This window comes from Allobosea sp. LC85, assembly GCF_000735605.1.
Lineage (GTDB): Bacteria > Pseudomonadota > Alphaproteobacteria > Rhizobiales > Beijerinckiaceae > Allobosea.
Genome location: NZ_JPKG01000016.1, coordinates 15,882 through 28,244 on the forward strand (window position 1 = coordinate 15,882; position 12,363 = coordinate 28,244).

Genomic DNA, 12,363 nt, shown 5'->3' on the forward strand with positions numbered 1-12,363 from the left:
GAGCCACGCCACCGCCACGACGACGGATCAATCTCGTGAGGCGATGGCCATACACGCTCGCAGGCGGGATGACTAGGCCTAATCGACATCTTTCATGCCGGAAGGCACGGCACAATCCCCAAGTGATCCGAGCTGCGCCATACGGCGCTGGATTCGCCCGCTCGCCGATTGCAGGCCGCGGTTCGGCTTGGCGGGATTGCGCAGGATCGGATTCGGGAGCGCGCCGGCGAGTCGCGCAGCCTCCCCGGTGTTCAGGCGCGCGGCCGGTTTGCGGAAATAGCGTTGGGCGGCGGCTTCCGCGCCAAAGACGCCGTCGCCCCACTCGGCAACGTTGAGATAGACCTCGATGATCCGCGGTTTCGGCCAGGCCAGGTCGATCGCCAGGGCGAGCGGAATCTCGAGCGCCTTGCGCAGATAAGAGCGTCCGGGCCAGAGAAAGACGTTCTTGGCCGTCTGCATGGTCAGCGTCGAAGCGCCGCGGCTTGGGCCATCCTCATCATCGAGCACGGCGTTGAGCTCGATCCAGTCGACGCCGGAATGACTGCAGAAGCGCTGGTCCTCGGCAGCGATCACGGCGCGGATCAGCGCAGGCGAGATTTGCGTAAGCGGCACCCATTGCCGTTCCACCGGCTGCAAGGTCAGCCAGCGCGCGAGCATCAGTGTCGATGGAGCGGGCATGAACCGGAAGATCACCAGCCCGAGCGCGAGGACAACGGCGAGCCCGACGAGGATGCGGAAACACCACCCCACTGCGCGGCCGACAATCCCTCGCCGCCGCGCTTGCTCGTAACCCGCCATGACCGTCATGCCCCCGCAACTTGACGATCCCGCCCCCATCCGGCAAGCCCCCGCCACCGTTGCGAACGCGAGATCAGCGCATGAGTTCCGCCGCAGATGACGCCCTTCCGGCCCGGCTTTCACAGACGGCCGATGCGATCGAGGCCCTGCTAGACGATCTGCTTCAGGCTGCTCCGGCAGCAGGCGAGCTCGCACGGCCCGAACGGCTGCTCGCGGCCATGCGCCATGGCGCGCTCGGCGGCGGCAAGCGCCTGCGGCCCTTTCTGACGGTCGAGGCGGCACTGCTCTTCGGGGCGAACGAAGCGCAGGCCTTGCGCGCCGGCGCAGCCGTCGAGCTGCTGCATTGCTATTCGCTGGTCCATGACGACCTGCCTTCGATGGATGATGACGATCTGCGCCGCGGCCGGCCGACGGTCCATAAGGCCTTCGACGAAGCGACCGCGATTCTGGCCGGCGATGCGCTGCAGACGCTCGCCTTCGAAGTCCTTGCGGACGCTGCCACCCACGAGTCGGGTGCGGTCCGCGCCGCGCTGGTGCTGTGCCTCGCCCGGGCGTCCGGGCTCGGTGGCATGGTCGGCGGCCAGATGTTCGACCTTGCGGCGGAGGGACGCTTCAATCCGGGCTCGAACGGGCTTGGCGAGGACGAGATCCGCCGATTGCAGGCGATGAAGACGGGTGCGCTGCTGGCGGCCAGCGTCGAGATCGGTGCGCGCCTTGGCGGAGCCGGTGAGACCGCCCTTGCCGCACTTGGGCATTACGGCAGGGCGGTCGGCGCCGCCTTCCAGGTGGCCGACGACGTGCTCGATGTCGAGGCCAGTCAGGAACAGATGGGCAAGGCCACGGCCAAGGACCAGGACAAGGGCAAGGCGACGCTGATCAGCGCGCTTGGTCTCGCCGGCGCCAAGCGCGAGCGCGACCGGCTCTGCGACGAGGCTGTCGCGGCGCTGTCGGGCTTTGGCGCGGAGGCGGAGATGTTGCGGGCTGCGGCACGGTTCGCAGCAGCGCGGCAAAGCTAATCACGAGCTCCGCAGGGACGACGTCCACGCAGTTTTGGTGGCGTGGCGGCTACGGCGTGCCCACAGCTGGAAGGCAACCGCTCGCCCGGCCGACCCAGCAATTTTGACACCCACCCCACCTGGCCTGCGCAGTGCCGGAGGCGGGCCCTCTGCCCTATAAAACCCGCGAGCGATCTTTATGCATGTTTCGCCTCTGCCTGGGTTCCCCTCGCTGTGGCTGGGTATTCGACCGCTTCACCGCGAAGGCTCGCATCCAGGACAGGAACGGCGAGCCAGTTGAGGAGAGGATTGTGATGAGCCAGTTCAAGTTCTTTGTCAGTGCGGCATTTGCCGCAACGCTGCTCGTCTCGGCGCCGGCGGCGCGGGCCGATATCGTCATCGGCCTCATCGCGCCGCTGACCGGTCCGGTCGCAGCCTATGGTGATCAGGTGCGGAACGGCGCAGAGGCGGCGGTCGAGGCCATCAACAAGAAGGGCGGCCTGCTCGGCGAGAAGGTGGTGCTCAAGCTTGCCGATGATGCCGGTGATCCCAAGCAGGGTGTTTCGGCCGCCAATCTGCTGGTCGGAGACAAGGTGCGCTTCGTCGTCGGGCCGGTGACGTCGGGCGTCGCGATTCCGGCTTCCGATGTCTTTGCCGAGAACGGCGTGCTGATGGTGACGCCGACAGCTACGTCGCCGTCACTCACCACCCGTGGGCTGACCAATGTTCTGCGGACATGCGGCCGCGATGATCAGCAGGCGGAGGTGGCCGCCAACTATGTCCTGAAGAACCTTAGGGATAAGCGGATTGCGATCATCCACGACAAGGGCACATACGGCAAAGGCCTGGCGGATGCCTTCAAGAAGGTCATCAATGCCGGCGGCCTGAACGAGACGCTCTACTTGTCGCTGACCCCAGCCGAAAAGGATCTGTCAGCTATCACCACGCGTCTCAAGGCCGGCAATGTCGACCTGATCTATTTCGGCGGCTATCACCCGGAGGGCGGCCTCCTCGCCCGTCAGCTTCGCGACGCCGGGCTCAAGGCCGCCATAATCGGCGGCGAAGGGCTTTCCAATACGGAATTCTGGGCGATTGCCGATGAGACGGCGTCAGGCACCCTCTTCACCAACGCGACAGATGCGCTCAAGAATCCCGACTCCGCGGAAGCGGTCAAGGTTCTCAAGGACAAGGGTATCCCGGCGGAAGCCTTCACGCTCAATGCCTATGCCGCAGTCGAAGTGCTGAAGGCCGGCATCGAGAAAGCCGGCAAGGCCACCAACGCCGCCGCGGTCGCCACAGCGCTGAAGTCCGGAGGGCCCATCACCACGGCCATCGGCAAGCTGGCCTATGACAAGAATGGCGACCTCAGTTCGCCGGCGTTCTCGATGTTCAAATGGGAGGCCGGCAAGATCGTCGCTGTGGAGTAGCAGGCAGGTTCGGGCGTGAAGACGGCAGCCGTGCCTCCTTCGCGCCACCTGCCTGATATCCCTGGTTATGCCGATGCTTCCGACAGCGCGGAACGATCTTCGCTCGGTCCCGGCCGTCCCGGCGAAATTCGTTCCGCGCATACCTTGGTGCGGCCTGCCCCGGCCCGCGACGAACTGCAATGGACCTGGACGGTAGCAATCGCCTCTGACCTCGCCGGCGCAAACGCGCGAGCATCCGCCTTGCGCTTGCTCCTGTCCTCCGGCAACAATGCCCCATGATCAGGACGCCATTTGCGACGCTGCTCTGCGTCACCACACTCACGGCATGCAGCCCGACACCGGTCCGTCAGGTTATCGTACCCGACGGCACGCCAGAGAAGCGCATCATGAGGGCGGGCAGCGATCTCGTGCTGCCTGACGGCACGCGCGTGACACCGGATCAAAGCGGCGGCTTCCAGCTGCCCAACGGTGACTATGTCCGGCGGGATCCGCGCGGCGCATTGATGCTGCCCACGGGCGCGCGATGCCTCCCCGACGCAACCGGATATGTTTGCCCCTGATCACCCGCCGTCGTTGCCGACGCCTCAGGAGCCAATCTGCTCAATGAGCTCGTCCGCCGGCACCGAGAGCATGCTGCGAAAAAGTGGCAACGGTTTTTCGTATAAAGCACGCTCTAAACTATGAGCGTCGATCACGCTGCGTTTGGGCGATTTCGTCCAAACGCAGCGTGATCTATTGTCCGATGCCGAAGACAACGGCGAAGACGGGGACGGGTTGGTCGAACCCCTTCAAACTCCGCGGATCCAGTTCAGCCAGCGGTACGCTCGAACCGACCGCGCGAGCCGCGACCCGATCGATCAGGATTTCGGAATCCCGAGCGCTTGCGCATAGGCGCGATGCAAGATTGGTGACGTTGCCGATCGCAGCGTAATCGAGGCGGCCTTCCGAGCCGATCCGCCCGACCGTGGCCGGCCCCATTGCCAGCCCCACGCCGAAGCCGAGCTCGTGGCCTCGGGTGCGCCATCCGACCAGCAGCTTCTGCACGCTCATTTGCATGTCGCTCGCCATGGTGACGGCGCGCACTGCTGGATCGGGGCAGGAAACCGGCGCGTTGACCAGCACCATGGCTCCGTCGCCCGAAAACCCCATGAGCGTCGCCCCATGCGCGCTGACCACCGCTTCGATGGCGCCGTAGTACTCGCCGAGCACGCCCATCACGGTGTCGGGCTCGGCCTGTGCCGAGAAGGCGGTGAAGCCCCGCAAATCGCAGAAGACCACGACCACCTCGACGCGCCGCCCGTCGAGCATGCTGTCGTCCCCCGTGCGGTCGACGAGTTCGGCTACTTGCGGCGCCAAAAACCGCCTGAGCCGTCCGATGCGCTCCGAGCGCTCCTGGGACACCGCCAGTTCACCAGCCATCTCGTTGAACCGGGTGGCAAGCCGCTCGAACTCGTCACCCGTGCTGAGGCTGATCCGGTGGTCGAACTGTCCTGCGCCAATCCGTCCGACGCCCTCCTCCAGGAGTCGTATCGGCCCGACCATGCGCTGGGTCAGCCAGTAGGCAAGCACCGCCGCAAGGGCCGTTCCGGCAATGAGCAGCACCCCGGTGCGCCACAGTGCAGCATTGATCCGTCGGAATGCCTCCGCGACGGGCTGCTTGACGATGACGCTCCAATCGACGTCGGGGATGCGCACCATCGCGGCCAGCACCGAGTTTCCCGCGATATCCTGGCCGGTAATCGCCTGGCCGGGGCGCGCGAGAATGGCGGCGCGCAAGGATTGAAGCGGTCGCGTCGCGGTTTCGTCGGCGCGCAGCACCAGGCTGATGTCGGGATGGGCGACAAGGCGCCCCGGCTGGTCGAGTACGAACGCCTCGCCGGTTCGCCCCACCCTTATCGCCGAGATGACATCCCAGATGAACTTGAGATTGACCTCCGCGACCGCCACCCCGACCGCCGAGCGGTTGCCAGCGACCGCGACAGTCATGAAAGGTTCCGAGCCGCCATAGAACGTCACAGGCCCAAACCAGACCCGCCCCGAGCGGGCTCCCGCTACTGCCGGATTCGCGGAGTGGTCCTCGCCGCCCTCGACCCTGTTCAGGCCGATGCGCGACACGAACAGGCGTTCCTTGCCGGCAGCGTCGATGAGGCGGAGGCTGACCACGGCGGGAACCTGGCGCAACAGGCGCAACGCGTCGAGCCTGCGCCGCTCGTCGGTATTCTCCGACCACGGCAATTGCACCATCCATCCAAGCTGATCGCGGATCCCCTCCATGAAATCCTGGATCTTCGCCGCCGCCCCTCGGGCTTCTGCGTCCAGAAGATCGTTCAGCCTGGCGCGCTGGTCGTGATAGCCGAACCAGGCTTCACTCCCACTCGCGATCAGAAGCGGCAGGACGACCGCCGCGAACAGGGCGAGAAAATACTTCGTAAACAGCGAGGTTCGTGGGGCGTCGGGCGAATGGGGCACCGGGCTAGCTCACGCGCCGGCTCACCGGCCAGGTCATTCGATCACCCCATCGGCGCTGCTCAGCAGCGAGGGCGGAAAGGACAGGCCCAGCGCGTTGGCGGCCTTCAGATTGATGAACATCTCGACTTTGGTCACCCGCTGGACCGGCAGATCGGAAGGCTTCTCGCCCTTGATGATGCGACCAGCATAGTTTCCGGCGTGACGGTGCGACTGCTCGAAATCGCCTCCGTAGCTCATCAGCCCGCCAGCGATCGTAAAGTCGCGGGATTGGGTCACCGCCGGCACCGCATGCTGGACCGCAAGCGCGGCAAGCTGCTGACTGCGATAGGCAAAATAGGGGTCGGAGGTGAAGACGAGCCCGCCCGGCTGCATCTGAGACACGGCCCTGAACATGCCGTCGAACTCCTGTTCTGTGCTGGCTGTCAGGACGTGAAGCTGGAGGCCGAGACTGCCCGCCGCGGCCTGGAGATTCTTCATTTGCGAGTTCGAGGTCGGGCTGGTTGGATTGACGGCTACGGCAAAGCCCCTGGAGGCCGGGAGCAATTCGCGCATGAACTCCAGCCGCTTGCGCGAGACCTCCACGCTGAGGCTCGACACGCCCGTGAGATTGCCTCCCGGCCGGGACAGGCTGTCCACCACACCGAGGGCAATGGGGTCGCCTCCCATTTCGAAGACGATCGGGATTGTCGTAGTCGCCGCTTTTGCCGCAAGCGCGACCTCAGCCCCGCCGGGCGCCACGATCACCGTCACCTGACGGTTGACGAGATCCATCGCCAGGGCGGGCAATTGGCGATACTGGCCCTCCGCCCACCGATACTCGATCGCAAGATTGCGCCCCTCGACAAATCCGGCTTCCGCCAGGCCGTCACGGAAAGCCCGGAGGCGACTGGCATAGGGACCCGGGGACTCGGAGCCGAGATACCCGATGACCGGCATGGCCGGCTGCTGCGCGCGAACCGGGACGGTCCAGGCCATCGCTGCACCGGCGAGCGCGACAAAATCACGCCGCCGCATTCGGCCAGCGGCTGCGGCAAAGGCGGAGGGCATGAAACGCAAAGCCGTCTCTCCTTCCAACCAACATCGCCAGTCAGCGTGAAGCGCGCGATATTACCTCAATCACTCGGCCGCAGCATAGCCGCGCAACCGGTGCTGCAAAGCCGATTGACCGGTTTCGGGCCGCGCAAGCGACCAGACGACCACCAGTGGATGGCGACCGGCTCGATCTCGTCTCACGGCATTCCACGCCGCGTCTGATTTGCCCTCGCGAGAGGGCACTCTTACGTCGCCATGGGAAAGGCGCCGGCAAGGAAGGACCAGCCTCGCCGACTTCTGGGTGCCGTTCCGATGGCGCCCTCCATCGCCTCAGACCCGGCAGCTTGATCGGGCTGTCAGCCGCACAAGAGCCGCGCACGATGCCGGTCGATTGCAGCGCGCGCGCTGGCGGGCGGGGACTAACCGATTGTCCGGCCCGGGTGCTTGATCGCATAGACGCGCGGCGTCAGTTCCTCGATTTCCCGTCCGGCCCAATCCCGCTCGCTCGCGGTCTTGATCACGTCCCGCTGCCCCTGGCGCAGCATCTCGATATCATTCCCGATATCGAAGTGGAGCACCTGCCCGTTGGCAACGACCTGTCGCCCATCCACGTAGACGTCCCGGATCGCCCGGTCATTCGCGGAATAGACGATGCTGCGGATCGGATCGTAGTCAGGCTGCATATAGGGGTTCGTCATGTCGACGATCGAGAAATCGGCCTTGCAGCCGGCGGCGAGGCGGCCGAGATCAGGCCTGCGAATGATGTCGGCTCCGACATTGGTGGCGGCGCTGAAGGCATGGGACGTCGGCGCGGCGGTGAAGCTCCCCGCAACGATACGGCCGGCGTAACAAGCCATCCGCAGCTCATCCAGCATGTTGTGCGGAAAGCTGTCGGTCCCGATGCCGACCGGAATTCCCGCATCGACATAGCGGGCAAGCGTATTCAGCGCGATTCCCCGGCGCGCGAAGACGACGGGGCAATGGGCCACCTGCGCGCCGCTCTGCACAAGCCGCTCGAAGTCGTTGCCCTGCGGCCAATGCAGCCATGGATGATCGTTGAGGAAGATGCAGTGCCCGATCACGGTGTCGGGACCAAGCGCACCGATCTTGTCGAGCCACTCGATCGGCGTGCAACCGGTGCGACGCACGATCTCCTGGAATTCGACGATGCTCTGCGCGGCATGAATCTGGATCGGCTGGCCGCGCTCGCGTGCGGCTTCGAGGGCGCCAAGGATCTGCCCTTCGGTGCAGGTATCGATCTGCGCGGGGCCGAAATATCCGCTGATCAGCCCGCTTGGATGCTTGTTCGCTTCGTCGGCCACCGCGATGGCCTCCAGCAGCAGCCTGTCCCCGCGTTCCGTATCCAGGTCATATTCGACGGAATGGCCATTGCGCGTCCGCCAGGCCCCGGAGCGATGCATCGCCCAGAGAACCGCGCGAATCCCGGTGTTCTCATAGTCGCCGATCCAATCGGCACGGGGTGCCGCGAGATCGCAGATGGTGGTCACGCCGCTCCGCAACAGTTCCGACGTCGCCACCCGGCAGGCATGACGGGCATATTTCGGACCGATGTTGAAGACCGGCATGAACTCGTAGAGCGAGCTCTGCCCCAGTCGCTTGCTCCCCAACTCCTCGAGCATCCCCTTCCAACCCGGCTCGTGGCCGGGATGACTGTGAATGTCGACAAAGCCGGGCATGAGCATCACGCCGCGGCCGTCATGCTCGGTGTCCGCCGATCCGGGATAGTCCGGACCCACATGGGTGATCTCATTGCCGGCGAAGGCGAAATCCGCGTTCTCCAGATAGACGTGGGAAGATGTTGAAGCGTCCCATGCGACGATCCAGTCGCAGTTCCGGATAACCGTCGTCCCGACCTGTCCTTTGCCATCGCTCATCGTGTGATCCCCCCTCGAGATTGTCGCGGCGCGGCATTCTGCACCGCGCCTTGCTGAAGAACGCATCAGCTCACGGCGGTTTCACGAACGCCATCGCGGCCACTGGGTCTCGCATGATCCGGGATGGCGTCCTTGACCGGTGCCTGACGCACGCCCTGCGATTGCAGCACCTCGATGGCAGCGTTGGGAACCGGGTTCCACCGCATGACGACCGTGCGGGTCAGGACACTTGAAGTTGTTTTCGAGCACAAATAGGCTCGTTGCTACACGCCGGAAAAAAGGCGGGCCTAGGGGAGTGAACAATGCCGAAAATGATCAATAAAATTGCTGCGCTCGGGATCGCCGCCGCCGCGCTCGCTGGATTTGCGGGTCCGGCCTCGGCACAGGCGACGCTCGATGCCGTGAAGAAGCGTGGCAAGGTCCTTTGCGGTGTTTCGCCAAGTTCCGCCGGCTACTCCTACGCTGACGACAAGGGCGTGCGTCAGGGATTCGATACAGATGTTTGCCGGGCAGTGTCGTCTGCCGTCTTCGGCGCGCCCGACAAGGTCGAATTCGTCCCGCTCAACACCAATATCCGCTTCCAGGCCCTGCAATCCGGCGAGATCGACGTATTATCGCGCCAGACGACCATGACCTTCTCGCGCGACAACTCGCTCGGGCTCGATTTCGCGCCGATCGTTTTCTATGACGGCCAGGGCTTGATGGTCTCGACCAAGCTCGGGGTGAAGAATGCCTCGGAGCTTTCGCAGGCGGCGATCTGCCTGCTGCCCGGCACGACGACACTCCAGAATCTCGAGGACTATTTCAAGCCGCGCAACATCAAATACGAGGCTGTCGTCTTCGAGGACAACAACGAGTGGCGCAACGCCTTCTTCTCGGGCCGCTGCGACGTCATCACCACCGACCGCTCCGACCTTGCTTCGGTGCGCGCCGTTGCGAACGATCCCAAGCGGTTCGTCATCCTGCCCGAAACGATCTCGAAGGAGCCGCTCGCGCCTGTCGTTCGCCAGAACGACAGCAACTGGAAGGACATCGTCTCCTGGTCGGTCAATACGCTGATCGCGGCTGAGGAATACGGGGTCACCCAGGCCAATGTCGATGAGCAGCTCAAGAGCAAGGATCCCGAGATCCAGCGCATGCTCGGCGTCAATGGCGATCTCGGCAAGATGCTGAATCTCGATAACAAATGGGCCTATAACATCATCAAGCAGAACGGCAATTACGGCGAGATCTTCGAGCGCAGCCTGGGCGAGAAGACCGCGCTTGGCCTGAGCCGCGGCCCCAACCAGCTCTGGAACAAGGGCGGCCTGCTCTATTCGCCACCGTTCCGGTGATCACAGCCACCGTGCGTTCCCTCGATTGAACTGAGACCACCGGCAGCGCTCCGTTGCCGGCGGCACTCCAGCCCGGGACAGCTCGATGGCTTCCTCTGCATCCAGCCCGGTGCGGCTGCTCTATGACGTGCGCGTGCGCGCCGTGCTCTATCAGGTCGTCGCCGTGGCACTCGTCGTCGGGGTCGGGCTTTATCTGTTCGGCAATGTCTCGCGCAAGCTGGCGGAACAGAACATCGCGACCGGATTTGACTATCTCTCGCGGCCCGCCGGCTTCGTCATCAGCCAGTCCTTCATCCTCTATGATTCCGGCGACACCTACGCGCGCGCACTGCTCGTCGGCATCTTCAACACGATCTGGGTATCGATCTTCGCGGTCACCGTTTCGACGTTGCTCGGGCTGATCGTCGGCATCGCCCGGCTGTCGCGCAATCCGCTTCTGGCCTTCCTGGCACTGATCTATGTCGAGGCGCTGCGCAACGTACCGCTGCTTCTCTATCTCTTCCTGTGGTATGCGCTCATCGTTGCAGTTTTTCCGCCTGTGCGCGAAGCCTGGCAGCCATTGCCCGAGGTCTTCCTCAGCAATGGCGGCCTGATTGTTCCGTCGCTGCGCTGGTCATCCGCGCATACCGGCGTCCTCGTGGCGGTGATCGTCGGTATCGCGCTCGCGTTCTTCGCGGCATCCAGGCTGCGCAGAAGGCGCGTCGCGTCCGGACAGAACCAGAAGGCATGGCCGCTCATCCTCGCCGCCCTTCTTGGCCCTCCCCTGCTGGCGATGCTGCTGCTGCAGCCCGATTTCGTGGTCAACTGGCCGGAGAAGGGCCGGTTCCGCATCACCGGCGGCGTTCAGGTCACCCCGGAATTCACGGCATTGCTGGTCGGGCTCGGCCTCTCCGCCTCGGCCGGAATTGCGGAGATCGTGCGCGCCGGCATTCTTTCGGTCGGGCGTGGCCAATGGGAAGCGGCGCGTGCCGTAGGATTGCATGACCGCCAGACCATGCGGCTCGTCGTGTTGCCGCAGGCTCTGCGCGTGATCGTGCCCCCGCTGACCAGTTCCTATCTGTCGACGTTCAAGAACTCGTCGCTCGCCATTGCCATCGGCTATCCCGATCTCGTGATGGTTTCCAACACCACGATGAACCAGACGGGACAGGCGATTGAGGGCATCGCCATCTTCATGCTGGTCTATCTCAGCATGTCGATCACGATCTCCCTGTTCATGAACTGGTACAACGCCCGCGTCGCGCTGGTGGAGCGCTGAGATGGTCAGCGCCGCCGAAATGGAAACACTCAATCTGGCGCGGGAAGACCTGCCGCCGCCACGCGGACGCGAATTGACGGCCCGGATGAAGCCCTTCCTGGGCACGCCGATCAATGCCGTCATCACACTGGCCTGCATGTGGCTGATCTTTCGCCTGGCCACGGGAGCCTGGGGCTGGCTCGTGACGCGCGCGGTGCTGGAGGGCGGGCCGCAGGCGTGCAAAGTCGGATCCGGAGCTTGCTGGCCGTTCCTGGCGGCGAAGCTCCGCTTCATGATCTTCGGCTTCTACCCTTACGACGAACACTGGCGGCCGGCCTTCGCGGTGATCCTGTTCCTCGGCGCGATGATCGTTTCGATGATCCCGCGTTTCTGGTCGCGACGGCTGCTTTGGCTCTGGCTGGCCGTACCGGTGATCTGCGGCGTGCTGATGTATGGCGGCGTGTTCGGCCTGCCTGTGGTCAGCACCACGAACTGGGGTGGCCTGCCGCTCTCCTTCATGCTGTCGTCGGTCGGCCTGGCGTTCGGCTTCCCATTGGGTGTCGTGCTGGCGCTGGCACGCAGTTCGAAGCTGCCGGCGATTCAGGTCATCGCCATCGTCTTCATCGAGGTCGTCCGCGGCGTGCCGCTGGTTTCGATCCTGTTCATGGCCTCGGTGATGCTGCCGCTGTTCATGCCGGACGGGCTCACGGTCGACAAGCTGCTCCGGGCACAGATCGCGATCATCATCTTCGCCGGTGCCTATATCGCGGAAACCGTCAGGGGCGGGCTGCAGGCGGTCTCGAAGGGCCAGCACGAAGCCGCTGCGGCACTCGGGCTCGGCTACTGGCTGTCGATGCGCAAGATCATCCTGCCGCAGGCGCTGAAGATCGTGATCCCGCCCCTCGTCAATATCTTCATCGGCTTCTTTCAGGACACGACGCTGGTTACCATCATCGGCCTTCTCGACTTTCTCGATACGGTCCGCGGATCGCTGCGCGACCCGAACTGGCAAGGTATCGCCGTGATCGAGGGATATGTGTTTGCCGCTCTGGTCTATGCCCTGTTCAGCTATGGCATGGGGTCCTATAGCCGGTTCCTTGAGCGTCGACTCAAGACCGATCACGATCGCAGTCCGGCCACCTAAAGCATCGGCCCGAAAAGTGGATTGCGGTTTTC

General features: G+C 64.4%; 10 protein-coding genes. 6 read left to right on the top strand and 4 right to left on the bottom strand.

Annotated features, from left to right (window positions below; genetic code table 11):
- Nucleotides 1-78 precede the first annotated feature (78 nt).
- Nucleotides 79-807 carry a monofunctional biosynthetic peptidoglycan transglycosylase gene (gene mtgA, locus FG93_RS06540; RefSeq protein WP_081881346.1) on the bottom strand — a complete coding sequence of 243 codons (729 nt, stop codon included), beginning with the start codon at nt 805-807 and terminating at the stop codon, nt 79-81.
- 71 nt (nt 808-878) lie between these two features.
- On the opposite strand from mtgA, the gene FG93_RS06545 reads away from it, so the two are divergent.
- From FG93_RS06545 to FG93_RS06555, 3 genes are all read left to right on the top strand, one after another.
- Nucleotides 879-1,814 carry a polyprenyl synthetase family protein gene (locus tag FG93_RS06545; protein ID WP_043233138.1) on the top strand — a complete coding sequence of 312 codons (936 nt, stop codon included), beginning with the start codon at nt 879-881 and terminating at the stop codon, nt 1,812-1,814.
- Nucleotides 1,815-2,107: 293 nt separating this feature from the next.
- On the top strand, nt 2,108-3,220 hold the full coding sequence (locus FG93_RS06550; protein ID WP_043233139.1) for a branched-chain amino acid ABC transporter substrate-binding protein: 1,113 nt from the start codon (nt 2,108-2,110) through the stop codon (nt 3,218-3,220).
- 275 nt (nt 3,221-3,495) lie between these two features.
- A complete protein-coding gene (locus FG93_RS06555; protein WP_043233140.1) occupies nt 3,496-3,780 on the top strand; it encodes a hypothetical protein in 285 nt (94 codons plus the stop codon).
- A gap of 172 nt (nt 3,781-3,952) precedes the next feature.
- Here FG93_RS06555 and FG93_RS06560 read toward each other — a convergent pair whose 3' ends face one another.
- From FG93_RS06560 to FG93_RS06570, 3 genes are all read right to left on the bottom strand, one after another.
- The gene (locus FG93_RS06560; RefSeq protein ID WP_043233141.1) at nt 3,953-5,689 is read right to left on the bottom strand and encodes an adenylate/guanylate cyclase domain-containing protein; all 1,737 of its coding nucleotides are present in this window, start codon (nt 5,687-5,689) and stop codon (nt 3,953-3,955) included.
- 33 nt (nt 5,690-5,722) lie between these two features.
- A complete protein-coding gene (locus FG93_RS06565; RefSeq protein WP_043233250.1) occupies nt 5,723-6,703 on the bottom strand; it encodes an ABC transporter substrate-binding protein in 981 nt (326 codons plus the stop codon).
- Nucleotides 6,704-7,140: 437 nt separating this feature from the next.
- Nucleotides 7,141-8,616: an amidohydrolase family protein gene (locus FG93_RS06570; protein ID WP_043233143.1), complete on the bottom strand. Its 1,476-nt coding sequence runs from the start codon at nt 8,614-8,616 to the stop codon at nt 7,141-7,143.
- A gap of 311 nt (nt 8,617-8,927) precedes the next feature.
- On the opposite strand from FG93_RS06570, the gene FG93_RS06575 reads away from it, so the two are divergent.
- The 3 genes from FG93_RS06575 to FG93_RS06585 all read left to right on the top strand — a co-directional run bounded on the left by FG93_RS06575 (nt 8,928) and on the right by FG93_RS06585 (nt 12,331).
- Nucleotides 8,928-9,950 (top strand): amino acid ABC transporter substrate-binding protein, encoded by a 1,023-nt coding sequence (locus tag FG93_RS06575; RefSeq protein WP_043233144.1) that lies wholly within the window; start codon nt 8,928-8,930, stop codon nt 9,948-9,950.
- 85 nt (nt 9,951-10,035) lie between these two features.
- Nucleotides 10,036-11,208, top strand: a complete 1,173-nt coding sequence (locus FG93_RS06580) for an amino acid ABC transporter permease (RefSeq protein WP_043233146.1) — start codon at nt 10,036-10,038, stop codon at nt 11,206-11,208.
- Between the two features lies 1 nt (nt 11,209).
- On the top strand, nt 11,210-12,331 hold the full coding sequence (locus tag FG93_RS06585) for an amino acid ABC transporter permease (protein WP_052513436.1): 1,122 nt from the start codon (nt 11,210-11,212) through the stop codon (nt 12,329-12,331).
- The last annotated feature ends 32 nt before the right edge of the window (nt 12,332-12,363 follow it).

Bases quoted from the DNA above. Each gene is read 5' to 3' on its own strand.
- mtgA (WP_081881346.1), bottom strand. From the start codon at position 807: ATGACGGTCATGGCGGGTTACGAGCAAGCGCGGCGGCGAGGGATTGTC.
- FG93_RS06545 (WP_043233138.1), top strand. From the start codon at position 879: ATGAGTTCCGCCGCAGATGACGCCCTTCCGGCCCGGCTTTCACAGACG.
- FG93_RS06550 (WP_043233139.1), top strand. From the start codon at position 2,108: ATGAGCCAGTTCAAGTTCTTTGTCAGTGCGGCATTTGCCGCAACGCTG.
- FG93_RS06555 (WP_043233140.1), top strand. From the start codon at position 3,496: ATGATCAGGACGCCATTTGCGACGCTGCTCTGCGTCACCACACTCACG.
- FG93_RS06565 (WP_043233250.1), bottom strand. From the start codon at position 6,703: ATGCGGCGGCGTGATTTTGTCGCGCTCGCCGGTGCAGCGATGGCCTGG.
- FG93_RS06570 (WP_043233143.1), bottom strand. From the start codon at position 8,616: ATGAGCGATGGCAAAGGACAGGTCGGGACGACGGTTATCCGGAACTGC.
- FG93_RS06575 (WP_043233144.1), top strand. From the start codon at position 8,928: ATGATCAATAAAATTGCTGCGCTCGGGATCGCCGCCGCCGCGCTCGCT.
- FG93_RS06580 (WP_043233146.1), top strand. From the start codon at position 10,036: ATGGCTTCCTCTGCATCCAGCCCGGTGCGGCTGCTCTATGACGTGCGC.
- FG93_RS06585 (WP_052513436.1), top strand. From the start codon at position 11,210: ATGGTCAGCGCCGCCGAAATGGAAACACTCAATCTGGCGCGGGAAGAC.